General features: G+C 74.2%; 24 protein-coding genes, 1 tRNA gene and 1 riboswitch. Of the genes, 14 read left to right on the top strand and 11 right to left on the bottom strand.

Features of this window, described 5'->3' with window-relative positions; all coding sequences use genetic code 11:
• Positions 1 to 10 precede the first annotated feature (10 nt).
• A complete protein-coding gene (locus tag BIV25_RS08955; RefSeq protein WP_071371649.1) occupies positions 11 to 589 on the bottom strand; it encodes a TetR/AcrR family transcriptional regulator in 579 nt (192 codons plus the stop codon).
• A gap of 161 nt (positions 590 to 750) precedes the next feature.
• Between BIV25_RS08955 and BIV25_RS08950 the strand changes: the two genes are divergently transcribed.
• Both BIV25_RS08950 and BIV25_RS08945 read left to right on the top strand, forming a co-directional pair.
• On the top strand, positions 751 to 2,178 hold the full coding sequence (locus BIV25_RS08950) for an MFS transporter (protein WP_071371648.1): 1,428 nt from the start codon (positions 751 to 753) through the stop codon (positions 2,176 to 2,178).
• Between the two features lie 44 nt (positions 2,179 to 2,222).
• Positions 2,223 to 2,296: transfer RNA gene (locus BIV25_RS08945), tRNA-Pro, on the top strand.
• An 89-nt stretch (positions 2,297 to 2,385) separates the two neighbouring features.
• Here the strand turns inward: BIV25_RS08945 and BIV25_RS08940 are convergent.
• From BIV25_RS08940 to BIV25_RS08910, 7 genes are all read right to left on the bottom strand, one after another.
• On the bottom strand, positions 2,386 to 3,762 hold the full coding sequence (locus BIV25_RS08940) for an amino acid permease (protein WP_071371647.1): 1,377 nt from the start codon (positions 3,760 to 3,762) through the stop codon (positions 2,386 to 2,388).
• Positions 3,763 to 3,944: 182 nt separating this feature from the next.
• Positions 3,945 to 4,661, bottom strand: coding sequence for a GntR family transcriptional regulator (locus tag BIV25_RS08935; protein ID WP_071371646.1), 717 nt, complete (start codon positions 4,659 to 4,661; stop codon positions 3,945 to 3,947).
• Between the two features lie 12 nt (positions 4,662 to 4,673).
• Positions 4,674 to 5,675, bottom strand: a complete 1,002-nt coding sequence (locus BIV25_RS08930) for a proline racemase family protein (RefSeq protein WP_071371645.1) — start codon at positions 5,673 to 5,675, stop codon at positions 4,674 to 4,676.
• Positions 5,676 to 5,706: 31 nt separating this feature from the next.
• The gene (locus tag BIV25_RS08925; protein ID WP_071371644.1) at positions 5,707 to 6,603 is read right to left on the bottom strand and encodes a dihydrodipicolinate synthase family protein; all 897 of its coding nucleotides are present in this window, start codon (positions 6,601 to 6,603) and stop codon (positions 5,707 to 5,709) included.
• A 32-nt stretch (positions 6,604 to 6,635) separates the two neighbouring features.
• Complete coding sequence (locus BIV25_RS08920) at positions 6,636 to 8,069, bottom strand: NAD(P)/FAD-dependent oxidoreductase (RefSeq protein WP_071371643.1); 1,434 nt, start codon at positions 8,067 to 8,069, stop codon at positions 6,636 to 6,638.
• Complete coding sequence (locus BIV25_RS08915) at positions 8,062 to 8,382, bottom strand: (2Fe-2S)-binding protein (RefSeq protein ID WP_071371642.1); 321 nt, start codon at positions 8,380 to 8,382, stop codon at positions 8,062 to 8,064. Before BIV25_RS08915 ends, BIV25_RS08920 begins: the two co-directional genes overlap by 8 nt.
• The gene (locus tag BIV25_RS08910) at positions 8,379 to 9,539 is read right to left on the bottom strand and encodes an FAD-binding oxidoreductase (protein WP_071371641.1); all 1,161 of its coding nucleotides are present in this window, start codon (positions 9,537 to 9,539) and stop codon (positions 8,379 to 8,381) included. The genes BIV25_RS08915 and BIV25_RS08910 overlap by 4 nt, the downstream gene beginning before the upstream one ends.
• A gap of 375 nt (positions 9,540 to 9,914) precedes the next feature.
• On the opposite strand from BIV25_RS08910, the gene BIV25_RS08905 reads away from it, so the two are divergent.
• The 8 genes from BIV25_RS08905 to BIV25_RS08880 all read left to right on the top strand — a co-directional run bounded on the left by BIV25_RS08905 (position 9,915) and on the right by BIV25_RS08880 (position 17,216).
• Positions 9,915 to 10,799, top strand: a complete 885-nt coding sequence (locus BIV25_RS08905; RefSeq protein ID WP_071371640.1) for a glutathione S-transferase C-terminal domain-containing protein — start codon at positions 9,915 to 9,917, stop codon at positions 10,797 to 10,799.
• A gap of 88 nt (positions 10,800 to 10,887) precedes the next feature.
• A riboswitch (SAM riboswitch) is annotated at positions 10,888 to 11,000 on the top strand.
• A gap of 33 nt (positions 11,001 to 11,033) precedes the next feature.
• Positions 11,034 to 11,183 carry a hypothetical protein gene (locus BIV25_RS50865; protein WP_177235204.1) on the top strand — a complete coding sequence of 50 codons (150 nt, stop codon included), beginning with the start codon at positions 11,034 to 11,036 and terminating at the stop codon, positions 11,181 to 11,183.
• Positions 11,184 to 11,370: 187 nt separating this feature from the next.
• On the top strand, positions 11,371 to 12,351 hold the full coding sequence (locus BIV25_RS08900; RefSeq protein ID WP_071371639.1) for an amino acid ABC transporter permease: 981 nt from the start codon (positions 11,371 to 11,373) through the stop codon (positions 12,349 to 12,351).
• A complete protein-coding gene (locus BIV25_RS08895) occupies positions 12,348 to 13,145 on the top strand; it encodes an amino acid ABC transporter ATP-binding protein (protein ID WP_071371638.1) in 798 nt (265 codons plus the stop codon). Before BIV25_RS08900 ends, BIV25_RS08895 begins: the two co-directional genes overlap by 4 nt.
• A 47-nt stretch (positions 13,146 to 13,192) precedes the next feature.
• Positions 13,193 to 14,212, top strand: coding sequence for a transporter substrate-binding domain-containing protein (locus tag BIV25_RS08890; protein ID WP_071371637.1), 1,020 nt, complete (start codon positions 13,193 to 13,195; stop codon positions 14,210 to 14,212).
• 78 nt (positions 14,213 to 14,290) lie between these two features.
• Entirely contained in the window at positions 14,291 to 14,449 is a 159-nt protein-coding gene (locus BIV25_RS54250; RefSeq protein ID WP_371273005.1) for a putative leader peptide, read from the top strand.
• A 126-nt stretch (positions 14,450 to 14,575) separates the two neighbouring features.
• A complete protein-coding gene (locus tag BIV25_RS08885) occupies positions 14,576 to 15,814 on the top strand; it encodes an LLM class flavin-dependent oxidoreductase (protein WP_071371696.1) in 1,239 nt (412 codons plus the stop codon).
• A 28-nt stretch (positions 15,815 to 15,842) separates the two neighbouring features.
• A complete protein-coding gene (locus BIV25_RS08880; RefSeq protein WP_071371636.1) occupies positions 15,843 to 17,216 on the top strand; it encodes an NtaA/DmoA family FMN-dependent monooxygenase in 1,374 nt (457 codons plus the stop codon).
• A 126-nt stretch (positions 17,217 to 17,342) separates the two neighbouring features.
• Here the strand turns inward: BIV25_RS08880 and BIV25_RS08875 are convergent, their stop codons facing one another.
• Positions 17,343 to 18,428: a M12 family metallopeptidase gene (locus tag BIV25_RS08875; RefSeq protein WP_071371635.1), complete on the bottom strand. Its 1,086-nt coding sequence runs from the start codon at positions 18,426 to 18,428 to the stop codon at positions 17,343 to 17,345.
• 95 nt (positions 18,429 to 18,523) lie between these two features.
• On the opposite strand from BIV25_RS08875, the gene BIV25_RS08870 reads away from it, so the two are divergent.
• Positions 18,524 to 20,248, top strand: a complete 1,725-nt coding sequence (locus BIV25_RS08870) for a LuxR C-terminal-related transcriptional regulator (protein WP_071371634.1) — start codon at positions 18,524 to 18,526, stop codon at positions 20,246 to 20,248.
• A 99-nt stretch (positions 20,249 to 20,347) separates the two neighbouring features.
• On the opposite strand, the gene BIV25_RS08865 is transcribed toward BIV25_RS08870, so the two are convergent.
• Positions 20,348 to 22,951, bottom strand: coding sequence for a CHAT domain-containing protein (locus BIV25_RS08865; RefSeq protein ID WP_071371633.1), 2,604 nt, complete (start codon positions 22,949 to 22,951; stop codon positions 20,348 to 20,350).
• Between the two features lie 86 nt (positions 22,952 to 23,037).
• On the opposite strand from BIV25_RS08865, the gene BIV25_RS08860 reads away from it, so the two are divergent.
• The 3 genes from BIV25_RS08860 to BIV25_RS08850 are packed head-to-tail and all read left to right on the top strand — an operon-like array spanning position 23,038 to position 25,684.
• A complete protein-coding gene (locus tag BIV25_RS08860) occupies positions 23,038 to 24,483 on the top strand; it encodes a S8/S53 family peptidase (protein WP_071371632.1) in 1,446 nt (481 codons plus the stop codon).
• Positions 24,480 to 25,118 (top strand): RNA polymerase sigma factor, encoded by a 639-nt coding sequence (locus BIV25_RS08855; RefSeq protein ID WP_177235203.1) that lies wholly within the window; start codon positions 24,480 to 24,482, stop codon positions 25,116 to 25,118. Before BIV25_RS08860 ends, BIV25_RS08855 begins: the two co-directional genes overlap by 4 nt.
• Positions 25,115 to 25,684 (top strand): hypothetical protein, encoded by a 570-nt coding sequence (locus BIV25_RS08850; protein WP_371273004.1) that lies wholly within the window; start codon positions 25,115 to 25,117, stop codon positions 25,682 to 25,684. Before BIV25_RS08855 ends, BIV25_RS08850 begins: the two co-directional genes overlap by 4 nt.
• Positions 25,685 to 25,699: 15 nt before the next feature.
• Here BIV25_RS08850 and BIV25_RS08845 read toward each other — a convergent pair whose 3' ends face one another.
• The gene (locus BIV25_RS08845) at positions 25,700 to 26,923 is read right to left on the bottom strand and encodes a cytochrome P450 (RefSeq protein WP_071371630.1); all 1,224 of its coding nucleotides are present in this window, start codon (positions 26,921 to 26,923) and stop codon (positions 25,700 to 25,702) included.
• Positions 26,924 to 26,942 lie beyond the last annotated feature (19 nt).

Raw genomic sequence — 26,942 nt, 5'->3', positions numbered from 1 at the left:
CGCGGACGGCTCAGCGGCCGGTGCGCACGCCGTCCAGGGCGATTGCGAGGACCCGGTCGCGCTGGGCGTCGTCGTCGAACACCGTCGCCGTGATCCCCGCGACCATCCGCAGCAGGTCGGTGAAGTCCATGTCCGGCCGGGCCACGCCCGCCCGCTGCGCGCGCTCCAGCAGCGGGCCCCCGGCGGCGTACATCGAGTCGCGGCAGGACTGGAAGATCTCCGACTCGTCGTTGAGGGCCTCGCGCACCGCGCGCTTGGTGACCATGTACCCGGCGAACCGGTCCAGCCAGGCGGTCAGCGCCTGCCACGGCTCCCGGTCCGCGACCTCCAGGGCCGCCGCGCACAGGGCGTTGACCTCGTCGGCGTAGACGCTCTCGAACAGATCGCGGCGGGTGGGGAAGTTGCGGTACAGGGTGCCGATGCCGACGCCCGCGCGGCGTGCGACGTCCTCCAGGGAGGCGTCCGAGCCGTGCTCGGCGAACGCCTCGCGGGCGGCCGCGAGCAGGGCGTCGTAGTTGCGGGCGGCGTCCTTGCGGTGCGGCCGGCGGGCCGCCACCAGCTCGCCGACGGGGAACGGCGTGGCCGTCACGGCTGCCTCCTGAGGTGCGTGGACGATCGGACGATCCGGAGGGTCACCTCCACATCTTGAAGCGGAGGTACGCCTCCGCTAGAGTGGAGGTGCACCTCCACTTTAGCAATCGCCGGTGCACCCCACACTTCCCCGTCCCGGTTTTCCGGAGAGGCTCCTTCATGCCCCGCACGTCCACCCGCCTCACCTTCGCGGTCCTCGCGACCGGTGCCGGCGTGTTCTCCATGCTCCAGTCGCTGATCGCGCCGGCCCTGCCGACCGTCCAGCACGCCCTGCACACCTCCCAGTCGACCGCGACCTGGGTGATGACCGCCTATCTGCTGTCCGCCTCGGTCTTCACCCCGATCCTCGGCCGGGTCGGCGACCTCGCCGGCAAGAAGCGCACGCTCGTCGCCGTCCTGCTGACCGTCCTCGCCGGCTGCCTCGTGGCCGCGCTCGCGCCGGACATCGGCGTGCTCATCGTCGCCCGGGTCGTCCAGGGCGTCGGCGGCGCCCTCTTCCCGCTGTCCTTCGGCATCATCCGGGACGAGTTCACCGCGGCCGAGGTCGGCGCGAGCATCAGCAACCTCTCCGCGGTGATCGCCGCCGGCGGCGGGGTCGGCATGGTGGCCGCCGGCCCGATCGTCTCCGCGCTCGACTACCGCTGGCTCTTCTGGATCCCCGTGGCGATCGTCGCCGCGACCGTGCTGATCGCCGTGCGCTACGTCCCCGAATCCCCCCAGCGGGCCCAGGGGACGGTGAGTTGGGCCGGTGCAGCGCTGCTCTCCGCGTGGCTGGTGGCCCTGCTGCTGCCGCTGAGCCAGGCCGGGCAGTGGGGCTGGGGCTCGGCGAAGGTGCTCGGCCTGTTCGCCGCCGCCGTCGTGCTGTTCGCCGTGTGGCTGACCGCCGAGGCCCGCTCCCGCAGCCCGCTGATCGACCTGCGCGTCATGCGGCTCCCGACGGTGTGGACGACCAACGCGGCCGCCCTGCTCTTCGGCGCCGGCATGTACGCGATGTGGTCCTTCCTGCCCGGCTTCGTCCAGACCCCGGCCGCGGCCGGATACGGCTTCGGCGCCAGTGTCACCGCCTCCGGGCTGCTCATGCTGCCGATGCTGCTCGCGATGTTCCTGTCCGGTGTCCTCTCCGGCCGCCTGGAGCCCCGTGTCGGCGCCAAGGCACTGCTCACCACGGGCGCCGCGCTCGGCGCGCTGGCCTGCGCCTTCCTCACCTTCTGGCATGACGCGCAGTGGCAGACAGCCGTGGTCGCGGGCCTCTTCGGCCTGGGCATCGGGCTCGCCTTCGCCGCCATGGCCAACCTGATCGTCGGCAGCGTCCCGCCCGAGCAGACCGGCGCCGCGACCGGCATGAACGCCAACGTCCGCACCATCGGAGGCTCCATCGGCGCCGCGCTCACCGGCGTCCTGGTGACCGGCCGCCTCCAGTCCTCCGGCCTGCCCTACGTCTCCGGCTACACCCACGCCTGGGCCCTGCTCGCCCTCCTCTGCCTGGCCGCGGCCGGCGCCGCCCTCCTGGTCCCGGCCCACCGCCCCGGCCGTACGCCGGCACCCGCCGCGACGGGGGTGACACGGGCACCGGCGCGGGTGCGGTAAGGTTGACCTGCGTGATCACGCGGGGCATCCCGGGTGGATCGCAACGGGACGTGGCGCAGCTTGGTAGCGCACTTGACTGGGGGTCAAGGGGTCGCAGGTTCAAATCCTGTCGTCCCGACGTTGCGAAGACGCAGGAAGGCGCCGTACCGGATCTCTCCGGTACGGCGCCTTGTGGTTTCCCCTGCTTCCCCGATCGGCCTCGGTGTCCTACGACGCGTTCCGCCGGCGGCGGGCCGCCAGGAGCGCGTAGCCGAGGACGCCGACGAACAGGAACAGCGTGCCCTGGTAGACGGCCGCGTAGCCGGCGCCCGCCATCAGCCACAGGGAGAAGCCGGCGGCGACCGTGGTGATCACCGCGTCCCGCACCAGCCGGGAGCGGTTCACCGACTCGCCCTTGCCGGAGACCAGGTGGAAGAGCTGCGCGGCCGTCGCCAGCAGGTAGGGCACGGTCGCCGTGAACGTGGTGACCAGGACCAGCACTTCGAAGACCCTGGTCGAGCCCGACAGGTAGTTGTACGCGGTGAGCAGCGAGGCGAGGACGGCCGTGACGGCGACGCCGAAGGTCGGCACGCCCCGGCGGCGCCGGGCGAAGGCGGCCGGGAACAGGCCGTCCTTGGCGGCGGCGTACGGGGTCTGGGCGCTGAGCAGCGTCCAGCCGTTGAGGCAGCCGGTCATCGAGATCACCGCCGCCACCGCCACCGCCGTACCGCCCCAGCCGCCGCCGAACATCGCGTTCACGGCGTCCGAGAACGGCGCGGTGGAGTGCACCAGCCGCTCGTGCGGGACCGTGCCGAAGACGGACAGGGTGCCCAGCAGGTACACGACGGCGGCGCCCGCGGTGCCGATGACGGTCGCGCGGCCCACGTTGCGGCGGGCGTCCCTGACCTCGCCCGCGCTGACGGCGGCGGACTCCACGCCCAGGTAGGAGAAGAGCAGCAGGGCGGCGGAGGCGGACACCGCGCCGACCGGGCCGTGACCGCTGGAGTTGAACGGGCCCATGCGGGACGGGTCGAAGAAGAACAGCCCGCCGACCGCGACGAGCAGCAGCGGCACGAACTTCAGCACCGTGGAGACGAGTTGGACGGCGCCCACGTACCGGGTGCCGGCGAAGTTGGCGAGGGCCGGCAGCCAGAGCAGGACGAGGGCAGTCAGACACGCGGACCAGTGGCTGCCGCCCACCGGGAGCACCACGTTCAGATAGCCGACGGCGGCCACGGCGAGCGCGGCGTTCGACACCCAGCCGGTGATCCAGTACGACCAGGCGGTCAGGAAGCCGGCGAAGTCGCCGAAGGCCTCGCGGGCGTAGACGTACGGCCCGCCGGTGCGCGGATCGCGCGCGGCGAGGCGGCCGAAGACCAGGGCGAGGGCGATGGCGGCGACGGTCAGCACGCCGAAGGCGATCAGGCTGACCGTGCCGTACGGGGCGATGGAGGCGGGGAGCGTGAAGATCCCGCCGCCGATGATGTTGCCCATGACCAGCGCGGTGGCGACCGGGAGGCCGAAGCTCCGGGCGTGCTTGCCGGCGCCGTCGGGGTCCGTGGCGTCCGTGGTGTCGGCGGGTGTGGTGTCGACGGCCGTGGCCATGTGGGTGGTCTGCCTCTCATCGAACAGATGTCCCGGGATCGCCGGAACGGGAGTATGGTCCGGGAAGCTCCCACCCACCGCAAAATTGCCGGTCCTTGTCTCGTCCGGCCGGGGCGGTGACGGAAAAAGTACAGCTCAAGGGCGCCTGAGCCGTGAAATATGCGGTGGCGTCCGCGGCTGCCCTAGTCGCTGTCCCCGCCCGCCGCCCACAGGCTGCGGACATGCCCCAGGTGGCGGGTCATGATCGCGTGGACGGACCGCTCGTCGCGTTCCAGCAGGGCGTCGAGGAGTTCGAGGTGTTCCTGGGCGGAGGCGAGCAGCCGGCCCGCCCGCACCAGGGCGGTCAGGCCGTAGAGGCGGGAGCGGCCGCGCAGGTCGGCGACCACCTCGACCAGGTAGGCGTTGCCCGCCAGGGCCAGCAGACCGAGGTGGAAGCGGGTGTCGGCCTCCACGTAGGCGATCAGGTCGCCGGCGGCCGCCGCGGTGACGATCTCCCGGGCCGCCGGCCGCAGCGCCTCCAGCGAGACCCGGTCGGCCGTGCGGGCCAGGGCGGCCACGGTGGGGATCTCGATCAGCGCGCGGATGTGCGTGTACTCGTCCAGCTGCCGGTCGGAGACCGCGGTGACCCGGAAGCCCTTGTTGGGCACGGTGTCGACCAGGCCCTCCTTGGCCAGGTCCAGCATCGCCTCCCGCACCGGCGTCGCCGAGACACCGAAGCGGGCGGCGAGCGAGGGCGCGGAGTAGACCTCGCCCGGCCGCAGCTCACCCGCGATCAGTGCGGCGCGCAGCGCGTCGGCGACCCGCTCGCGGTAGCTGCTGCGCCGGCCGCCGAGTCGGGGGAGCGCCGGCAGACCCGGGTCCGGGTCCGGCTTGTGCTGTTCCTGTGCCATGTCACGCATCACCGGCGGATTCTAGAGGACGAAGCCTTCCGGGAACGGGTCGGCGGGGTCGAGCAGATACTGCGCGGTGCCGGTGATCCACGCGCGGCCGGTGAAGCTCGGCAGCACGGCCGGGACTCCGGCCACCTCCGTCTCGCCGAGCAGACGTCCGGTGAACCGGGTGCCGATGAAGGACTCGTTCACGAACTCGGTGTGCAACGGCAGTTCGCCGCGCGCGTGCAACTGCGCCATGCGCGCACACGTACCCGTGCCACACGGCGAGCGGTCGAACCAGCCCGGGTGGATGACCATCGCGTGCCGCGAGAGCCGCGCGGTGGCGCCGGGCGCGTAGAGGTGCACATGGTGGCAGCCGCGGATCGACGGGTCCTCGGGATGCACCGGCCGCGCCTCGGAGTCGATCGCCTCCATCAGCGCGAGACCGGCCGCGAGGATGTCGTCCTTGCGGGTGCGGTCGAAAGGGATGCCGAAGGCGTCGAGCGGGACGATCGCGTAGAAGTTGCCGCCGTAGGCGAGGTCGTAGGTGACCGTACGGCCGTCCGGCAGGGTGATCTCGCGGTCCAGGGCGACGGCGAACGAGGGCACGTTCCTCAGGGTCACATGCCGCGCGGCACCGTTCTCCACCGCCACCTCGGCCACCACCAGCCCCGCCGGGGTGTCCAGCCGGATGGTGGTCACCGGCTCGACGACCTCCACCATGCCGGTCTCGACCAGTACGGTCGCGACCCCGATCGTGCCGTGCCCGCACATCGGCAGATAACCCGAGACCTCGATGTAGACGACCCCCCAGTCACAGTCGGGACGGCTCGGCGGCTGGAGGATCGCGCCGCTCATCGCGGAGTGGCCGCGCGGCTCGTTCATCAGCAACTGCTTGATCTGGTCGCGGTGTTCGCGGAAGTACAGCCGCCGTTCGTTCATCGTCGCACCGGGCAGGGTGCCGATCCCGCCGGTGATCACGCGGGTCGGCATGCCCTCGGTGTGCGAGTCGACGGCGTGCAGGACGAGCTTGCTGCGCATGGTCCGACTCCCTCCTGAGTGTGTCGGGGCCTCAGGCGAGGCCCGCGGCGGCGGCCTTCTCGGTGGCCGCGCGGACCGCGGCCTCCTGCTCCGGCAGCAGCGGGACGCGCGGCGGGCGCACCGGGCCGCCGTACCGGCCGACGACGTCCATGGACAGCTTGATCGCCTGCACGAACTCCGTCCGCGAGTCCCAGCGCAGCAGGGGATGCAGTTGCCGGTACAGGGGGAGCGCGGTGGTGAGGTCGCCGGCCGCGGCCGCGCGGTACAACTGCGCCGAGGCGCGCGGCAGCGCGTTGGGGTAGCCCGCCACCCAGCCCTTGGCACCCGCCACCGCGAGCTCCAGCAGGACGTCGTCGGCGCCGATCAACAGGTCGAGTTCCGGGGCGAGTTCCGCGAGGCGGTAGGCGCGGCGGACGTCGCCCGAGAACTCCTTGACCGCGTGGACGTGGCCCTCGCCGTGCAGCCGGGCGAGGAGTTCGGGCACCAGGTCCACCTTCGTGTCGACCGGGTTGTTGTACGCCACCACCGGCAGGCCCGACCGGGCGACCTCCGCGTAGTGGGCGAGCACCGAGCGCTCGTCGGCACGGTAGGCGTTGGGCGGCAGCAGCATCACCGACGCGCAGCCCGCCTCGCCCGCCTGCTCGGCCCAGCGCCGCGCCTCGGCGGAGCCGTACGCGGCGACGCCCGGCATCACCCGCTCCCCGCCGACCGCCGCCACCGCCGTCTCCACCACCCGGGCCCGCTCCTCGGGGGTGAGCACCTGGTACTCGCCGAGCGAACCGTTGGGCACGACGCCGTCGCAGCCGCTGTCGACCAGCCAGGAGCAGTGCTCGGCGTAGCGGTCGTGGTCGACGGAGAGGTCGGCGCGCAGGGGAAGCGCGGTGGCGACGAGGACGCCGCGCCAGGGGCGGTTCTCCGGGTGGGTCATGAGCGGTCCCCAATCAATGAGTATGTGACATATCACTGTGGTGCGGGTGAGCTGTCGTCCGGCGTATCCGGGTCGTCCGGGGCGTCCGGCAGGCCCGCCAGCACGCCGAGCGGGACGGGGCGGGCGAACGGGCGGCGTCCCGCCGCGAGCGGGCAGCCGGTCAGGCCCGCCACCGCGGGTGCGCACATCCGGCCCTGGCACCAGCCCATGCCGGCCCGGGTGAGCAGCTTGGCGGAGCGCAGGTCGGTGGCCCCGAGCGTCCGGGCGGCCGTACGGACCTCGCCCGCGGTGACCTCCTCGCACCGGCACACCACCGTGTCGTTAGGGATCCGCTCCGCCCAGCCCGCGGGCGGCGCGTACACCGTGTCGAGCACCGCGGAGAAGGCCCGGTGCCGGGACCTGGCCCGGTCGGCGGCGGCCCAGGCGCGCGGGTCGGGCACGGTGCCCCGCATACGGGCGGCCGCCGAGCGCCCGGCGATGTGCCCCTCTGCGAGGGCGAGGGCCGCGCCGCCGATGCCGGTGGCCTCGCCCGCGGCCCACACCCCGGGCACGTCGGTGCGCTGCTCCGCGTCCACCCGTACGGCCGGGCCGGCGAGCGCGCAGCCGAGTGTCTCGGCGAGATCGGTGTGCGCCAGCATGCCGTGGCCGACGGCCAGGCTGTCGCAGGGGATACGGCGCGCGGTGCCGGGCCGGATCCGGCCGGCGCGGTCCAGCGCGGCGACGGTGACCGCCGTCAGCCGGTCGGTGCCGTGCGCCGCCACCACGGTGTGCCGGGCCAGAACGCGCACCCGGTGCCGCGCCAACAGCCCCGCGTACCAGGCACCTTCGGCGAGCTCGCCGGGGTGCGCCGCGAGGCCGGGTGCCCGGCGCAGCAGGGCCGCGGGGCCGGCGGACTCCACCAGCGCGGCCACCCGCGCCCCGGCCGCGGCGAGCCCCGTGGCCACCGGCAGCAGCAGCGGTCCGGTGCCCGCGACCACGACCGTACGGCCCGGCAGCACCAGGCCGCCCTTGAGCATGGCCTGCGCGCCGCCCGCCGTGACGACTCCGGGCAGTGTCCAGCCCGGGAAGGGCAGCACCCGCTCGTAACCGCCGGTCGCGAGCAGGACGGCGTCGGCGTGCACCGTGACGCCCTCCTCCTGCTCCGGTCCGAGCAGGGCGTGCACCGCGAAGGAGCCCGACTCCCGCTGCACACACCACACATGATGGTCCGTCAGGTATGTGAGGTGTCCGGCCTCGGTGTGCCGGGCCAGGCAGTCCGCGAGCCGCCGCCAGGTGCGCCACTGGTGGTGCAGGGCCTGCGGGCGGCGGGCGTTCAGGGCGGGGGCGGGCTGCCGGTAGAACTGGCCGCCCGCCCGGTCGGCCGCGTCGACCAGGGTGACGCGCACGCCCCGGGAAGCCGCCGCCAGCGCCCCGGCGAGGCCCGCCGGACCCGCGCCGACGACGGCGAGACGAACATGCTCACTCATCGCCCTGCCCCGTCCCTCCGGTCGGCCCCGTCCCCTCCTGGGTGCGGATCGCGTCGCCCGGGTGCACCGGGACCAGGCAAGCGCGTTGGTTCGCACGGCCGTTGACGGTCACCAGGCAGTCGAAGCACACCCCGATCCCGCAGAACACCCCGCGTGGGCGGCCCGCGCCGCGCGTGGTGCGCCAGGCCGGCACGCCCGCCGCCCACAGCGCCGCCGCGACCGTCTGTCCGGGCAGCGCCTCGACGGGCCGCCCGTCCAGGGTGGCGGTGAAGGGCTCGCCCGGCCGAGCCCGGGCCAACTCCAGGGGATTCACGGCGTGTCGCCTCCGTCCGCGTCGAACCGCTCCGGGCGGAACGGGGTGAGGTCCAGCTCCGGTGCTCCGCCGGTGAGCGCCTGTGCGATCAACCGGCCGGTGCCGGTGGCGAGTCCGATACCGGCACCCTCGTGCCCGCAGGCGTGGAAGAGCCCGGGGGCCCGGGGGTCGGGGCCGATCGCCGGGAGGTGGTCGGGCAGATACGGCCGGAATCCCGCGTACGTGCGCAGCGCGCGGACCCGTTCCAGGAACGGGAACAGGCCGATGGCCCCCGCCGCGAGCGCCCGTACGGCGGGCAGGGACAGCGAGCGGTCGAAGCCGACCCGCTCCCGGCTCGCGCCGATCAGCACCGGTCCGGCGGCCGTGCCCTCCACGACCGGCGAAGTGCGCAGGGCGGCCGAGTCGCTCGCCACGTCCGCCACGTAGTCCGCCGCGTACACCTTGTGCCGCACCAGGCGCGGCAGCGGCTCGGTGACGAGGACGAAGCCGCGCCGGGGGAGGACCGGCAGCCGGACGCCCGCGAGTGCAGCGAGGTCGCCGCCCCAGGTGCCGGCCGCGTTCACCACCGCCGGTGCGGACAGCTCGCCCCGGTCGGTGCGGACGCCGCGGACCGTGCCGTCCGGCCCGCGGATCACCCCGGTCACTCTCCGGCCCGTGTGCAGCCGGGCGCCGGAGGCGCGCAGCAGATGCGCCGCGGCCAGGGCGGGCATGACCTGGGCGTCCTGCGGATAGTGCACCCCGCCCGCCATGCCCGCGGCCACGTGGGGCTCCAGGTCCGGCAGTTCGGCCGCGCTCACCGGCTCGGCGAGGACGCCGGCGGCGCGCTGTCCGGCCGCGAACTCCGTCAGCGCGGCCAGGGCGGCGGGCGTCCGGGCGACCACCAGGCCGCCCTTCGGCTCGTACTCGGCCGCCGCACCCGGCCCGTCCGCCAGGCGCTCCCACAACCGGGCCGACAGCAGGGCGAGTTCGAGCTCCGGGCCCGGTTCCTTGTCCGAGACGAGGAGGTTGCCCTCGCCCGCCCCGGTGGTGCCGCCGGCCACCGGTCCCCGGTCCACCACCCGTACGTCGAGGCCGGCCCGCGCGGCGTACAGGGCACAGGCCGCGCCGACCATGCCGGCTCCGACGACCACGACATCGCAGGTCAGTCGCTTTGTCACGGCAGTACTATGTCACATGGCGCACCGTCTGAGGAGGCCTCGGACGCGCCTCCTTCCGCCTCCGCCCTCCTCCTTGCTCCTTCGCCCCGGGTCTGAGGCGTGGACCCCCTCTTGACGTCGCACGGAGCCGGATCGAGACTTCAGGGCGGGAATCCTAGTGAACAGGTAGGGAATGATGGCGCGCCTCGCACCGGTCACCGGCCGCACAGGCCGTACGCCGCTCCGCGCCCGTCTGCTCACCTCCCGCCGCCACATCGATCTGCTGCGTGTGTGCAGCGCGATCGGCCCGCGCCACTGAGCCGGGCCCCCGCGCGCCCGTCGGCCGACGACGTCCGTCGGCGCGCCCCACCGCACGCCCACCACCCGGGGAGACGTATGTCCAGCACTCCGCTCGCCGCCGTCCCGTCCGTCCACCGCGCCGCCCCCGTCTTCCGGGGCCGGATCGGCCGGGACGCCCGCAGCGGCCACTACGCCGTGGCCCACCGCTACCGGCTCCACCTGTCCACCGCCGGCCCCGACGGGCTGCGCCTCGCCGTCGGACACGACGTCCTCGGCCTGGGCGACCGGTGTCCCGTCACGCTCCTGCCCGCCGTCCCGGACTGTCCCGGCGGCGGTCACGCCGCGCTGCGCCCGCTGTACGAGGCCAGCGCCCACCACTACACCGGGCCGGCCCTCGCCCCCGTGCTCAGCGACGACTGGTCCGGCCGCATCGTCAGCACCCGGGCCCGCGAGATCCTGCGCGACCTCGACCGCTTCCCGCACGAGGGGCGCGGCGCGCTGTACCCGTGCGGCCAGGAGTCCGTGATCGAGGCCGTCGAGGGGATGTGCGACGACATCGAGGAGGCCGCACAGCGGGCCGGACAGGCGGGCGGCGACCCGGACGGGCGCGCCGCCGCCCTCGACGTGCTGCTCGACACCCTGGGCCGGCTGGAGAGGCGGCTGGCCGGGGACGAGTACCTGGTCGACGACCGGCTCACCGCCGCCGACGTCGAACTGTGGGTGACCCTGGTCCAGCTCGACACCGTCCACCGCTGCCACCTCGACGCCTCCGCCGTGCACCGCATCGCCGGCCACCGCGCCCTGTGGGCCTGGGCCCGCCGGCTGGCCGCGCGTCCCGCCTTCGGCCGGCACCTCGACCTCGACGGCATCTCCCGCCGCCACCACGGCCGTTGCCAGGGGCTGGAAGCCGCCGGGGCGGCCGTCCAGATCCTGGACTGGGCGACACACGCCGCCGACGCCGAGGATGCTTCCCGCAGGTGAGGGCGGTGTACGGGGGACGCTGAACGTCCATCTGGCGGACGGTCGTTGACATACCGGCGGCCGGCTGCCTTAACTGACGGCCAGAAACGGTCATGAGTGTCAGCGCCAGGCCCTGGCTCGCTGACCGGCAACCCGCGCAGCGCGGTGGGGTGCCCCAGGTGACGACCGGACCGGAACGACGCATTTCGGTAAGCGCGAGGGCCCCGCGGGGCCGGAACAGTGACAGGTGACGCCATGGACGCAAGCCCCCGGACGGCCGTGAGCCGCCCCCAGGGCCGCGTGCCGTCGTACGCCGGCCTCCTCGTCGCCGACCGCGCCGTCGATCTGCTCCGGGTCAACAGCGCGCTGTGTACCGTGCCGGGCACCGCCCGCCGCCGCGGCTGAACTCCCGCTCCAGCCGCCCGCGTTCCCGACGCACACCGCCCCGCGCTGTGCCGTCGCCCGCCCAGCCCCTGCCCCAGCCCCCGGTGTCCCGTGCGCCGCCGTGGGCCGCCTCGCGCCGTAGCGCCGTCGCGGCCCACGCCCGTGCGGTGTGCGACGACCGGGGTGCCGACCCAAGCCGGAGCCCCGCATGAGTGAACCCCCAGGCGTCGCCGTCTCCCTGGCCGGGGCGCCGCCCGCCGACGCCCCGTCACATCCCCTCACCGCACAGCGGGTTCAGCCGCTGCGCCGGCCCGGACGGTGGATCGCCACCGCCGTCGTCCTGGTCCTCGTCGCCCAGCTCGGGCACGGACTGGCCACGAACCCCTTCTTCCAGTGGGACCGCTTCCGCTACTGGTTCCTGCGCCCCACCGTCCTCGACGGCCTCGGCGTCACCCTCGAAGTCACCGCCCTGAGTGCGGTGTCGGGCCTTGCCGGCGGCATCGTGCTGGCACTGGGCCGGCTCTCCGGGAGCCCCGTGCTGCGCGCGGTGAGCTGGACGTACACCTGGCTCTTCCGCTCCGTGCCGCTCATCGTGGTGCTGATCTTCCTGTACAACTTCAGTGCCCTGTACAAGACCCTGAGCCTCGGCGTGCCGTTCGGCCCGGCCTTCGTCACCTTCGACGAGTCGAAGCTGGCCAGCGACCTGGCGATCGCGGTCGTCGGCCTCAGCCTCAACGAGGCGGCCTACGCGGCCGAGGTGGTCCGCGGCGGCATCCTCTCCGTCGACCAGGGACAGCACGAGGCGGCCGCCGCGCTCGGCCTGCCCAGGGGCTACCGGCTGCGCAGGATCGTCCTCCCGCAGGCCCTGCGGTCCATCACCCCGAACTACGTCAACCAGCTGATCGGACTCGTCAAGAGCACGTCCCTGGTGTTCTACGTGTCCCTGCTCGACCTGTTCGGCTCGGTGCAGACGATGGGCAGCACCTACCCCGGCGACGTCGTACCGCTCCTGCTCGTCGCCACCGTCTGGTACCTGATCCTGACCAGCGCCGTGTCCGTCGTCCAGTTCTACGTCGAGCGGTACGTCGCCCGGGGCGCCACCCGCACCCTGCCGCCGACCCCGTGGCAGCGGGCACGCCGGGCCGTCGCCGGGCTCCGGGACCGGCTGCGCCGGGAGGCCGCCGTATGACCGCCACCGCCACCACCCTCCGCAACGCCGCCCCCGTCTCCGTCGAGGTGCACGGCGTCCACAAGTGGTACGGCGCCCACCGCGTCCTCGACGGCGTCGACCTGACCGTCCGGCCCGGCGAGGTCACGGTGATCCTCGGACCGTCCGGCTCCGGCAAGTCGACGCTGCTGCGGGTGATCAACCACCTGGAGAAGCCCGAGATCGGCCACGTCAGCGTCGGCGGCGAGCCGATCGGCGTCAGACGCGGCAGCGGCGGCCGGCTGAAGGAGCTGAGCGAGCGCGCCCTCCTGGCCCAGCGCAGCCGGATCGGCTTCGTCTTCCAGAACTTCCACCTCTTCCCGCACCTGACCGCCCTCGACAACGTCGCCGCCGCCCCCGCCGCCACCGGCCGGCTGAGCAGGGCGGCGGCCCGGGAACTGGCTGGTGAACTGCTCACCCGCGTCGGTCTCGCCGACCGGACCGGCCACTATCCGCGGCAGCTGTCCGGCGGTCAGCAGCAGCGCGTCGCGATCGCCCGTGCCCTCGCCCTGCGGCCCGGCGTCATCCTCTTCGACGAACCGACCTCGGCCCTCGACCCCGAACTCGTCGGCGAGGTGCTGGGCGTCGTCAAGGACCTCGCCACCAGCGGCACCACCCTCGTCGTCGTGACCCACGAGATCGGCTTCGCCCGCGAGGTCGCCGACCGGATCGTCTTCCTCGACGAGGGCCGGATCGTCGAACAGGGCCCGCCGGGCCAGGTGCTGGACCGGCCCCGGCACGAGCGGACACGCGCCTTCCTCGCCAAGGTCCTGTGAAGCCACCCCAGTTGATCCTCATCACCCGCCGAACGACAAGGACAGCCATGACCGGCCACCTCCCCCGACGCAGCCTGATCCGAGGCATCACCGCGGCGACCGCCGTCGCCGCCCTCGCCGGCGGGCTCGCCGCCTGCGGGGGCGACAGCGAGGCCGCCACCACGACCGACCCGGCAGGCACGGTCACCGTGGGCCGGCTGTCCGACGGCGCCGCGCAGCAGACCACGCTGAAGGTCTCCGAGGTGACGTCGATCAGCGCCGAACTGCCCGCCGCCGTCCGCCGGAGCGGCACGCTCGCCATCGGCGTCGGCGCGCTGCCCGCCGGGTCCGCGCCGCTCGACTACGTGGGCAGCGACCAGAAGACCCTCACCGGCTCCGAGCCCGACCTCGGCCGTCTGGTGGCCGCGGTGCTCGGCCTCAGGCCCGAGATCAAGACTTTCACCTGGGAGAACCTCTTCGTCGGTGTCGACAGCGGCAAGGTCGACGTCGCCTTCTCGAACGTCACCGACACCGAGGAGCGCAAGAAGAAGTACGAGTTCGCCACCTACCGCAAGGACAACCTGGCGTTCGAGACGCTGAAGAGCAGCACCTGGAGCTTCGACGGGAACTACGAGAACCTCGCCGGCCGGACGGTGTCCGTGGGCTCCGGCACCAACCAGGAGAAGATCCTGCTGGAGTGGAAGGCCAGGCTGGCCAAGGAGGGCAAGCGGCTCACCGTCACGTACTTCCCGGACCAGAACGCCGTCGACCTGGCGCTGGGCAGCGGCAGGATCGACGCCTACTTCGGGCCCAGCCCCGGTGTCGCCTACCGCGTCCGGCAGACCGCGGACACCCCGCACGCGACCCGCGAAGCGGGCACCTTCTCCGGCGCCGGAGAGTCGCTGCAGGGGCTGATCGCGGCCACTGCCAGGAAGGGCAGCGGGCTCGCCAAGCCACTCGCGGACGCCATCAACCATCTGATCCGGCACGGGCAGTACGCCCGGTGGCTGGCCGCCTACAACCTCTCCGACGAGGCGGTCCCCACGTCCGAGATCAACCCGCCCGGCCTGCCGCTGAGCGATTCCTGACCATGTGTCACCTGACACACGTCCCTCCCCGCCCGAAAGGGTCCGCGGCGCGGGAACAAGCGAAGCCGGCGGCACGTTGTGCGTGGTGAAGGGATCCGCCGGGAAGCACGTACGGAGGTGACGGCCGTGACACGCGTACACCCGCCGCTCGCCCCGCTCACGTACCGCTCCGTCCGTCTCCACTCCCGGCCGCACATAGATCTCCAGCGCGTGTCCGCCGCGCTCTGTCGCCACTGACCTTCTCCCGGAGCCGTCGCGGGCCCCGGTTCTCCTGCCGCCGCGCCGGCCCTCGCCGCCGCCTGCCCCCGCGAGCCGGTGTGCGCCGTGCCCCACCTTCGTACGGACATCAAGGAAGGCACCGACGTGTCCTCAACTCCCGCTTCCCCCCTGCACCTTGCCGTCGCGCTGGACGGCACCGGCTGGCACCCCGCCTCCTGGCGCGAGCCGGTCGCCCGCCCCCGGGACCTGTTCACCGCCGGCTACTGGGCCGCTCTGGTCGCCGAGGCCGAGCGCGGCCTGCTCGACTTCGTGACCATCGAGGACGGCCTCGGCCCGCAGTCCTCGCACCTCCTCGATCCCGACGAGCGCACCGACCGGGTCCGCGGCCGGCTCGACGCGGTGCTCATCGCCTCCCGCATCGCCCCGCTCACCCGGCACATAGGCCTGGTCCCGACCGTCGTGGCCACGCACACCGAGCCGTTCCACATCTCCAAGGCGATCGCCACCCTCGACTACGTCAGCACCGGGCGCGCCGGCCTGCGCGTGCAGATCAGTGCCCGGCCGGACGAGGCCGCCCACTTCGGCCGCCGCACCGTCGGCCGGATCGAGGCCTATGACAGCCCGGCCGCGCGGGAGATCGTCTACGAGCTGTTCGACGAGGCCGCCGACCACGTGGAGGTGGTGCGCCGGCTCTGGGACAGCTGGGAGGACGACGCCGAGATCCGGGACGCGGCGACCGGCCGCTTCGTCGACCGGCGCAAGCTGCACTACATCGACTTCGAGGGCCGGCACTTCAGCGTCAAGGGCCCCTCGATCACCCCCCGCCCGCCGCAGGGCCAGCCCCTGGTCACCGCACTGGCACACCGCACGGTGCCGTACCGGCTGGTCGCCCGCCAGGCCGACGTCGGCTACGTCACCCCGCACGACGCGGACGAGGCCCGCGCGATCGTCGCCGAGATCCGCGCCGAACAGCAGGCGGCGGGCCGGGCGGGGGAGACCCTGCACGTCTTCGGCGACCTGGTCGTCCTCCTCGACGACAGCCGGGCCGCGGCACAGGCCCGGCGGGAGCGGCTGGACGCGCTCGCGGGTGCGCCGTACACGAGTGACGCCCGGATCTTCACCGGTACCGCGCAGCAACTCGCCGACCAGCTGGAGGAGTTGGCCGCGGCCGGGCTGACCGGGTTCCGGCTGCGGCCCGCCGTCGCCGGGCACGACCTGCCCCGCATCAGCCGCGACCTGGTGCCCGAGCTCCAGCGCCGGGGCCGGTTCCGCAGCGCCTACGAGGCCGGCACCCTGCGCGGGCTGTTGGGCCTCGCCCGCCCCGCCAACCGCTATGCGGCACCCGCCGCGGCCGCCGTATCCGCCACCGCCGTGTCCGCCTGAGCAGCCGGAGAGGACGACCGACACCGCCATGAGCAAGCCCCTGAAGCAGATCCACCTGGCCGCGCACTTCCCCGGCGTCAACAACACCACCGTGTGGAGCGACCCGGCCGCCGGCAGCCACATCGAGTTCAGCTCCTTCGCGCACTTCGCGCGGACCGCCGAACGTGCCAAGTTCGACTTCCTGTTCCTCGCCGAGGGACTCAGACTGCGCGAACAGGGCGGCGAGATCTACGACCTGGACGTCGTCGGCCGCCCGGACACCTTCACCGTGCTGGCCGCGCTGGCCGCCGTCACCGACCGGCTCGGGCTGACCGGCACGATCAACTCCACGTTCAACGAGCCCTACGAGGTGGCCCGCCAGTTCGCGAGCCTGGACCATCTCTCCGGCGGCCGCTCCGCGTGGAACGTGGTCACCTCGTGGGACGCCTTCACCGGCGAGAACTTCCGCCGCGGCGGCTTCCTGCCGCAGGACGAGCGCTACTCCCGCGCCAAGGAGTTCCTCACCACGGCGCACGAGCTCTTCGACTCCTGGCACGGCGACGAGATCCTCGCCGACCGGACCACCGGCACGTTCCTCACGGACGCGAGGGCCGGCTCCTTCGTCCACCGTGGGCAGCACTTCGACATCCACGGCCGGTTCAACGTGCCCCGCTCCCCGCAGGGCCGCCCGGTGATCTTCCAGGCCGGCGACTCCGAGGAGGGCCGCGAGTTCGCCGCCGCCGACGCGGACGCCATCTTCAGCCGCCACGCCACGCTGAAGGAGGGCCAGGCCTTCTACACCGACGTCAAGTCCCGCCTCGCGAAGTACGGCCGCCGCCCCGGCGACCTGCTCATCCTGCCCGCCGCGACCTTCGTGCTCGGCGACACCGACGCGGAGGCCGCCGAACTCGCCCACGAGGTCCGCCGGTCGCAGGTCAGCGGCGCGACCGCGCTCAAGCACCTGGAGTTCCTCTGGAACCGCGACCTGTCGGCGTACGACCCGGAGGGCCCGCTGCCCGAGGTCGACCCGCTGGTGGGGGAGGAGCACATCGCGCGGGGCCGCGCCCAGGTGCGGATGTACCGGGACCCGGTCGCCGTGGCCCGCGAGTGGCGCCGGCTCGCCGAGGCCAACAAGTGGTCCATTCGCGACCTGGTCATCAACACCGGCAACCGGCAGACGTTCGTCGGCTCCCCGGCCACGGTCGCGCGGACCATCAACGGGTTCGTGCAGGCGGACGCCTCCGACGGCTTCATCCTCGTCCCGCACATCACCCCCGGCGGCCTCGACCCGTTCGCCGACCGGGTCGTCCCGCTCCTCCAGGAACAGGGCGTGTTCCGCGCCGACTACGAGGGCACGACCCTGCGCGACCACCTGGGCCTGGCCCACCCGGACGCGGCCGCGAGCGAACGGGCCGCCTCGTGAGGCCCGGCGGGTGAAGCACGCCGTGTGACGCAGGAACGGCGCGGTCGCGGACGTCACCTCCCCCGTAGGTGACGTCCGCGACCGCTCCCCCGGTGCCGGACTGTGGTGGTCGTCGTCCCTGTGCCGTCACCAGCACATGACCGCTGTCTCCCCCGAACCCCAGGTCGAGTACAACCGGACCCGGACGGCATAGCGGCGGCCCTTGACGAGCCGGACGGGGACGGCGGCGTTGTCCGGCCTGCCGCCGTCGTCGTGCCCCGCGAGGAAACGCGGCTCCCCGTCCCGCTCCTCGAAGACCACGAGCACGGTGTCGGCGTCGCCGAAGGTGCCCACGCGGTACTCGCGGGTCTCCGGCGGCTCGACGGTGAAGTCCGCCTGCTCGCCCGGTCCGAGCCCGAGCGGAGCCGAACGGAACGGCACCAGCGCGGTCGGACCGGCCGGAGAGGCCGGCGGATACCAGCGGAGCGCGAACTCCTTGTCGGCCGGGGACGGAGCGCCGGAGGGACGCAGCCCCCCGCGGTACTGCTCCGGCTCCAGCACGAGCCCGGGCCCGAACGGAAACGTCATCACCGACTGCGGATCCCACACAGATCCGCTCGCCTCGCCCGCGTCGAGCGCGCGCAGGACGTTGGTGTCCGTCGTCTCCCGGCTCCAGAAGTTCGGCGGGCCCGCCAGTTCGGCGTACACGGCCTCGTCGTCCCAGTGGATCCCGGCGTACGGGCTCTGGTGCTCGTGCACCATGCCGAGTGCGTGCCCGATCACATGCAGGATCGTGCCGCGCTCCTGGGGCCCCGTGACATCCCATCCCAGGTTCATGGTGCGCTCGCCCCGGCCGACCGACAGCGCTTCCCGGCCCATCGCGGACCAGGAACCGCCGCCTTGCTGGAACCCGATCCGCAGCTCCGCCTCGTGCCGGTCGCCGACCTCGGTGAACGTGACACCGATGCCGAGCTCCTGCCACTCGCGCAGACAGTCGCGAACCGCGTCCCGTGGTGCCTCCCCGCCGGACCACGGCATCCGGCGCAGCTCCCCGGTCCCGGGAACCGGGATCACGGAGGCGTCGCAGCCGTGGTCGTAGAAGTAGTAGTGCAGGACCGTGCCGTTGACCCACATCCGCCGCCCGGCGAGCAGCGCGCCGAGCCGCTCGGCTGTCAGCCCCGGTGCGAAGTCCGGGGCCGGCTGCCGCGGTAGCGAGCAGAGGCGTCGGGTCATGCGCCCAGACTGCCCGTCGTGCGCTGCCGGGCGCCTGAGTCGGGGTCTACTCAAGTCGCCCTGTATCAAAACTGAGTACGCGCGCTCCTGATGACGTGACGACTTACGAACAGGACGCGACGACGCCTCGGCCGCCCTGGCCCTTCACCGGCCGGGACGACGAACTGGAGCGGGTGCGCGGCGCATGGGCGGCCGGCCGGCAGGGCATCGTGGTGACCGGACCGGCCGGCCACGGAAAGACCCGGCTGATCACGGAGGCGGTCCGGGGCACCGACCACGCCCAGGTCACCGGCACGCCCGAGGCCCGGGAGCTGCCGTTCGCCGCCTTCGCGCACCTGTTGCCCGACGCCGTCTCGCCGCAGCGCGCGGTGCGGATCCTGTCCGGCCTGCGGCTCCTCGTCGTGGACGACGCCCATCTGCTGGACGAGGCCTCGGCCGCCCTGGTCCACCAGCTCGCCGTGCACGGGCGTACCCGGCTCGTCGTCGCCGCGGTGGACGGGGCGCCGGTACCCGGCGCGGTCTCCCGGCTGTGGACCGGCGAGCTGCTGCCCCGGCTGGCCCTGCCGCCGCTGCCGTTCGAGGACGTCGCGCAGCTCCTCGCCACCGCCGGCCTGGACCCGCTCACCGTGCGCCGCCTGTACGGCGTGTGCCGGGGCGATCTGCGGCTGCTGCGGGACCTGGTCGCCGCGCCGGCGGCCGGCGGCCCGCCGACGCTCCTTCCCGGCTCCGGCGAGCACAGCCTGCGCGGCCCGCTGCCGGTCACCCAGGCCGTGCGCGAACGGCTCGCCCCGCTGCTGGAGCGCTCCGGCCCCGGCGAACGGGAGACGCTGGAACGCCTCGCGTTCGCCGAGCCGCTCGCCCTGCCGCTGGACGCCCTCGACCTCGACGCCCTGGAGCGGCTGGAGACGGACGGCCTGATCCACGTGGACGAGCGGGCGGCGGCCGTCACCCTGGCCCACCCCCTGCACGGCCCGGCCCTGCGCGCGGTGACCGGCCGGCTGCGCGCCCGTCGGCTGACGCGTGCGCCGCGCGACCTCGGGCCTGCCCTGGAGGCCGAACGGCGCGCCCTGGTACGGGGGATCGAGCGGCTGGACGTCCGGTCGGTGTCCGCCCCGGTGGGGGAGTGGCTGGTCGCGGAGGGCATGCCGGTCCCGGCCGGGTACGCCGCCGTGCGGGCGCGCTTCGCACGGCTGCGCGGCGAGGTACGGGACGCCGCCGCCTGGGCGCGTGAGGGGATGCGGGAGACACCGGGTGACGTGGCCTGCCAGGCGGAACTCCGGCTGACAGAGGGTGAGTTGAGGTTCGATGACGTGGACGGTGTGTTCGCCCGGTATGAAGCGGTGCGCTCGGGGAAGCCCGAGCGGGCGGTGGGGCGGCTGCCGCGGGGGAGCGCGTTCGCGCGTCATGCCGATGCGCTGCGGCGCGGTGACGGGGGCGGACTGGACCGGGCCGCCGAGGAGTTGGCGGCGCGCGGGTTCCTGCTGTTCGCGGCGGAGGCGTACGCGCAGGCCGTACGGGTGCACCGGGATCCGCGGGCGGCACGGCTCTCCCGCACCCGGGCCGTCGCGCTCGCACGCCGCTGCCAGGGGGCGCGCACACCCGCGCTGGACGGGCTCGTGCTCGGCGAACTGACCGCCCGGCAGCGGCAGATCGTCACCCTCGCCGCGGCCGGGCTGAGCAACCGGGAGATCGCCGAGCGGCTGACACTGTCCGTGCGGACGGTGGGCAACCATCTCTACAGCGCGTACACCCGGCTGGGCAGCGGGGACCGGGGGGCGCTGCCGGCGGTCGTCGAGCTGCCGGAGTGCGTGTCGGCCTAGGTCCTGCCGTCACACTCCCGCCGTCTGCCCGGAGGACGGGCCTCGCGGTGTCAGGTGCGTGCTCTCGCTGTGCCGGGCCCCGGTCGGCGCCGACGCGGCTCACGCCGCTCCGAACGCCGCGAACGCCCAGCCCGTCGCCTGGTGGAGCGGGTCGTTCGGCAGGGTCGTACGGGCGTCCCGCAGGGCCTCGGCGAGGGAGAGGCCGGTGTCGAGGCCCTTGTGCAGGGCGAGCATCAGCGGGACCACCGCCGCGTCGTTGACCGGGGCGCTGCTCGCCACCACACCGGCCGTGCCCAGCGGGAGCAACGCGGTGACCAGGCCGAGGAGTTCGTCGGCGCCGACCGAGGCGAGGCGGGCGGTGTCGCAGCTGGAGAGGATGATCCGGTACGGGCTGCGGGCGAGGCGTTCGAAGTCGTGCACGATCAGCGGGCCGTCGGCCATCCGCAGGCTGCTGAACAGCGGGCTGTCCGCGCGGAACGTGCCGTGCGCCGCGAGATGCGCGAGCGCCGCGCCGTCGAGGTGCTCCAGGACCCGGGGGACCTGGGCGCCGTCGCCCTCCAGCACCGTCGCCGTGCCGTACCGGTCGGCCACCTCCGGCACCTCCGCGCCGCCGGTGGCGAGGCCGGGGCCGCGTACCAGGACGTGCCGGCCGCCCGGCGGCGGCTCGGTCTCGCGGGCGCGCAGCCAGCTGCCCGCCGACGGCGACACGCTGAGCACGCGCTCGCGCAGCGCGGGCAGCAGCGCCCACGGCACCCGGTGCAGGGCGCCCGGCGGCACGATCACCACGGGAGCGCCGCCGAGGTGCTCGGCCGCGCCGCCCAGCAGCAGCTCCTGGAGCCGCTGTCCGCCCGCCTCCACCATCGGCAGCCGTGCCTCGGCGCCGGGGTGGGCGAGCCGGCGCAGCCCCGCCTGGACGTACTCGGCCTCGGCCAGCGCCTCCGTCAGCGGGCCGCCGGCGAACCGCCGTACCCGGCCCTGCCCGCACAGCAGGATGTGCACCCGGCCGTCCACGACGGCGAGTTCGACCAGGCGGGCGTCGCCGAGCCGCTCCAGCAGCCGGACCGTGTCGAAGCGGTCCCCCTCGCCGGACGCGGCGCCGCGGATGTGGTGGGTACGGGAGCGGATCTCCCGCTCCAGCCGCCGCTGTTCCCGCTCCAGCGCGGGCACCGGGCGGCCCTCCATGCGGGCCTCCTCCGCGCGGGCCGCTATCTCCCGGTAGGCGGTCAGGCCGCTGAGCAGAGTCGGGTCGGCAGGCGGCCGGGTCGGCGGCGCCGACAGGACCGTGGCCCGCCAGCGCTCGCTCCACTCCAGCAGCCGCCGCGGGCCGCCCTGCGCGAGGCTCGCCTCCTGGGCGAGCGCGGCCAGTTCGGCGCCCTGCGCGGTCGTGCGGGCGCGCAGCTCGGAGGCGCCGAGCGTCATCCGGTGGTCGTCCAGTACGTCCAGGCCGCGCCGGCAGGCCTCCAGCACCCCGCGCCGGGACCCGGCGGCCCGGGCCCGCAGCGCCTGGGCGGCCCAGCCCGTCACCCGGGCCGGCGGCGGCCCGCCGTGCCGGCTGCGCGCGGCCACCGCCAGGTGCCGTTCGGCGTCCGCCGTCCAGCCCAGCGCGAGCGCGATCCGGCCCGCGAGCAGCGAGGCCTCCGGCGCGGCGGGCGAACCGAAGGAGGCGAGCTTCTCGGCGACCGCCGCCGCGTCCGCGACCAGGCGCCCCGAACTGCGCCCGGCCGCCACCCGGGCCTCGGTCAGCACCAGCCGGGCATGCGTCTCCCACCACATCCGCCGCTGGGCCGCGAACAGCCGTACGGCGACGGCGGCGCGGGCGACCGCGGTGTGCGGGTCCCCGGCCGAGCGCGCCGCGCGCGCGGCCGCCAGCAGCAGCTCGGCCTTGCGGGTGGACTGCCCGCCGATCCGGTCCAGCAGCGCGATCGTCGCGTCCGCCTCGGCCAGCGCCTCCGGGGCGAGTCCGGCCGCCATCAGCACCTCGCAGCGCCGGATGGACAGCATGTACGTCGGCGTGCCGAGCTTGGCGTAGCGCTCCTCGGCCTCGTCCAGCAGCCGCAGCGAGGCCGGGATGTCCCCGGACCGGAAGGCGGCCAGGCCCCGGCTCTCCACCGCGTCGGCCTTGTCGTGCTCCTGGCCGGTGGTGTCCCACAGCCGCTCGGCCGCCGTGAAGTCCGCGACGGCCCGGTCCACCGCGCCGAGCGCCAGATGCACCGTGGCCCGCAGGGTCAGCGCCCGCGCGGTCCAGATGTCGTCGCCGACCTGCCGCAGCACCGGCAGCGCCCGCCGTACGTCCTCCAGCGCCTCGCGGTGATGCCCCAGCACCCACCACACGTACGCCCGCCGGTACAGCACCCGGGCCCGGGTGTGTCCGCTGCCCCGGGCGACCCCGCGCTCGAAGGAGGTGAGCCCCTGCCGTGTGCGCCCCGCGTGCACCAATGCGACCCCGAGGGTCGCGAGCACATCGGCCTCCCGGTCGGCCGAGTCGGCGCGGGCGGCGAGGTCCCGGGCGCGGCGCAGATGCCCGAGTGCGATCCGCAGGTCACCGAAGTCCCGCTGCCAGATGCCGAGGACCTGGTGGGCGACGCTGGCGTGCAGCGGCGGCGGTCCGGCTCGCAGCACCTGTTCCGCGCGCGCCCGGGCCTCGCCCGGGTCGGCGAAGACCAGGGGCAGCAATTCGGAAACTGACTCGCTTCCTGGCGTCACGTCTCGCATGGTAGTGGCCAGCTGTATCAGACGGTGTCCCCGGGACTCTCACTGTCGAACACCGTCTTGTCGGGGGAGGAGACACCATGGCACCACAGCGCTTCCACGAGCAGTTCGACCACATCCAACGGTCCATGCCCGGCACCGCCCTGGCGATGGGCCCGGACGACGCCGGACACTTCCTGTACGAGCGGGGCGTCGTCCTCGCCCGGGACGGCGAGGAGGCCCGGATCGTCGAGGACACCGTGCGCGCCCACTTCACGGCGACCGCGGGTCTCGTCCCCGACCATGTGCGCCGGGACGGCCCGCACACCAACCGCACGGGCGTCACCCGCATCCGGATCGGCGACCCGGCCGGGGGCGACGACGTCGTCCCGCACGCCCTGCGTGCCCTGCGCGAGGCCGAGGGCCGGCACGGCCGGCGGCTGGTGAGCCGCAACCACGTGGTGCACATCGCGGTCAACGCCTGCCCCGGCGACGAGCCGGTGCCCGTCGCGCGCGGCCGGCGGGCCAACCCGGCCGTCGCCGCGGACCGTTACGGCGCGCAGGGTGCCGACGGCCGCGGCGGCCGCGTCGGGGTCCTCGTGATCGACACCGGCCTCGTCCACGACCACGCGGCCTACCCGCCGCTCGCCCACACCACGGGCGACGTCCAGCCCGCCGAGACCGACGCCGAGGGGGTGCTGCGCCAGTACGTCGGCCACGGCACGTTCATCGCCGGGATCCTCGCGGCCGTCGCGCCCCACACCGAGGTGACCGTCCGCAACACGCTGAGCGACGCGGGCGCGATCCTGGAGTCGGAGTTCGGCGCCCGGCTCTTCGAGGCGGTCGACGGCGGCGGCTGGCCCGACATCATCAGCCTCTCCGCCGGCACCACCACCGAGGGCATCACCGACGGCCTCATCGGCCTGGACGCCTTCATGGCGGAACTGCGCGAGCAGCGCACCCTGCTGGTGGCCGCCGCCGGCAACAACTCCAGCCACGCGCCGTTCTGGCCCGCCGCCTACGCCGGCGTGCCCGCGTACGCGGACAGTGTCCTGTCGGTCGGCGCGCTGAGCGCGGACGGCGCGTGCGAGGCCTGCTTCAGCAACCACGGGCCCTGGGTACGGGTCTTCGCCCCCGGCGAGCGCCTCACCAGCGCCCTCACCGGCTTCGACACGCCCGTGCCGTACGTCTACCAGCACTCCACCTACGAGGCCTGCCGGTACGACTACGACTACGCCTGCACCTGCCAGTTCCCGCGCCACACCGGCGCGTTGAGCGAGAGCCGGGAGAGCACCGGCGCCAAGCCGCACCAGGTGGTGTTCGACGGGCTCGCGCAGTGGAGCGGCACGTCGTTCGCCACCCCGGTCGTCGCGGGCCTCGTCGCCGCGCACATGACGGCGTACGGGGAGCGCGACCCGCGCGCCGCCCGTGACGCGCTGCTCGCGGCGGCCACCGGCAGCGCGGAGGTGCGCGGGGCGCACGTCCCGGTGCTCCGGCCGCCCACCTGGCGCCCGGCAGCCGTCGTCGACCCGGCGGTACCGGTATGAGGTCCGGAACCCTCCACTCCACGGCGTACGATGACGTGCCGTACACGAGGGGTGGAGCAGTGGACCGTACAGAGGTCGGGGGGTTGGTCCAGTCCGCCGTCGACGGGGACGCCGCGGCCTGGAAGGCGCTGGTGGAGGGGATGAGTCCGCTGGTGTGGTCGGTGGTGCGCGCACACCGGCTCTCCGACGCGGACGCCCATGAGGTCTACCAGACCGTCTGGTTCCGCTTCGCCCAGAACCTGGGGCGGATCCGCGAGCCGGACAAGGCCGGTTCGTGGCTCGCCAGCACGGCGCGGCACGAGTGCCTGAAGGTGCTCAAGAGCCTGACGCGGCTGACGCTGACGGACGATCCGCAGGTGCTGGACCGGGCCAGCGACGACCGGACACCGGAGGAGTCGCTGATCGACTCGGAGGAGGCGGCGGACCGTGCCGAGCGGGTGCGCCGCCTGTGGCAGGAGCTGGAGGGGATGGGCGAGCGCTGCCGGCAACTGCTGCGCGTGCTGGTCGCGTCCCCGCCGCCCAGCTATGTGGAGATCTCGGCCGCGCTCGGTATCGCGGTCGGCAGTATCGGGCCTCTGCGCCAGCGCTGTCTGCGCCGGCTGCGGGCGCGAATGGACGCACGAGGTGCGGCATGAGCGGCAATGACGGCAACGGCGCGCCCCTGGAGGGCGCGGACGAAGCGGACGGCTTCCTCCCTGCGGACGGCTTCCCCCCGGCGGGCGAGGACGACGAGGGCGTGCTGTCCGACGAGGACGCGGGCGACGCCGAGTTCGCGATGGCGCTGCTGGAGGAGGAGCTGCGGCAGGCGGCCGCCGTCCTGGACCCCGTCCCGGACGCCCTGCGCCAACTGGCCCTGGACGCCTACGCGTTGCACGACCTGGACGCGAAGATCGCCGAGCTGACCTTCGACTCGCTGGTGGACGCGCTGCCCGTCAGGGGCGTCACGGACCCACCGCGGATGCTGACGTTCCGGTCGGGCGAGGTGACCGTGGACGTCGAGGTCACCGAGGGCGGGCTGATCGGACAGGTGATGCCGGCGGGGTCGGCGCGCATCGAGGTGCTCGGCGGCCCGCAGACCGCCCGCCCGGTCATGGTCGACACGCTCGGCCGCTTCACCAGCGACACACCCCCGGCCGGCCCGTTCGCCCTCAGGCTGCGGACCGGCGCGGACGTGATCGTCACGGAGTGGCTGCGCGCCTGAACCTGGCGTACGCGGTCAGCCGGACCAGGTGACCGGCAGGGTCCGCGGGCCGCGGATCATCGTCCGGTGCCGCCAGGCCACCTGCTCCGGCGGCACGGCGAGCCGCAGTCCGGGCAGCCGCTCCAGCAGCGTGTCGACCAGCAGCTCGGTCTGCAGCCGGGCCAGCAGCGTACCGGTGCAGAAGTGCGGGCCGTTGCCGAACGCCACGTGCGGGTTCGGCTCGCGGTCGGGGTCGATGCGGTCCGGGTCGGGGAAGACGGCCGGGTCGCGGTTGGCCGCGAGGTAGGAGACGTACACCGGCTCGCCCGCGGCGATCCGGTGGCCGGCGATCTCCACGTCCTCCAGGGCGATCCGGGACAGCCCGACCGAACTGCGGTGCGGGATCCACCTCAGCAGCTCGTCCAGGACCGGGCCGCGTGCCTCGGGGCGCGCCCGCATCCGCTCCATCAGCTCCGTCCGGGTCAGCATCAGGTACAGCATCTGGCCGCAGTTGTTCGTGACGGCCTCGCCGCCGATCTGGAGCGGCCCGGCGAGCCCTACGGCCTCCTCCTCCCGGACGTCCCCGCGCGCCACGGCCGCGCCGAGCATCGAGTAGACGTCCTCGTCCGGGCTCGCGGCGCGGGCCCGGAGGGTCTGGGTGATCCACCCGTACAGGCCCTCCTTGGCCCGGCCGGCCGCCTCGACCCCGTTGGTGGAGATGATCTCCCGGGTCCAGGCGTGCACCTGCCCCCGGTCGGCGGCGGGCACGCCCATCACCTCGCTGACGACGCTGAGCGGGAACGGCTCCAGCACCCGCTCGATCAGCTCGGCGGGCGGCCCGTCCCGTACGACCCCGTCCACCAGCTCGTCCAGGATCTCCTGGGCGCGGGGCCGCAGCCGCTTCATCGCGCTCACCGTGAAGGCGCCGGCCACCGGCTTGCGCAGCCGGTTGTGGTCGGGCTGGTCCGCCCAGGCGAGCGAGCCGGGGCGGGGCGCGAAGTTCGGTGCCATGCGGGTGACCTGACGATGCGTCACCTCGGCGCGGCTGAACCGTGGATCGTTGGTGATCAGCTTCACGTCGTCGTAGCGGGTCGCCAGCCACGCCCAGCCCTCGCCGAACGGCAGCCGGATCCGGGTCAGCGGCCCCTCGCGCATGAGGCCGGCGAGGCACGGGTCGACGTCCGTTCCGTCCAGGTCGGGCGTGGACCAGTCCCGCACGGGCGGCGGGGCCTGGCCGGTGAGCGTGGTCTCCTCGGTCATGCCCTCCACCCTGGTACGG

It is taken from the genome of Streptomyces sp. MUSC 14 (assembly GCF_001866675.1).
Lineage (GTDB): Bacteria > Actinomycetota > Actinomycetes > Streptomycetales > Streptomycetaceae > Streptomyces.
The sequence above is the reverse complement of the archived record's forward strand: the minus strand, read 5'-3'. Positions and strand labels throughout refer to the sequence as shown.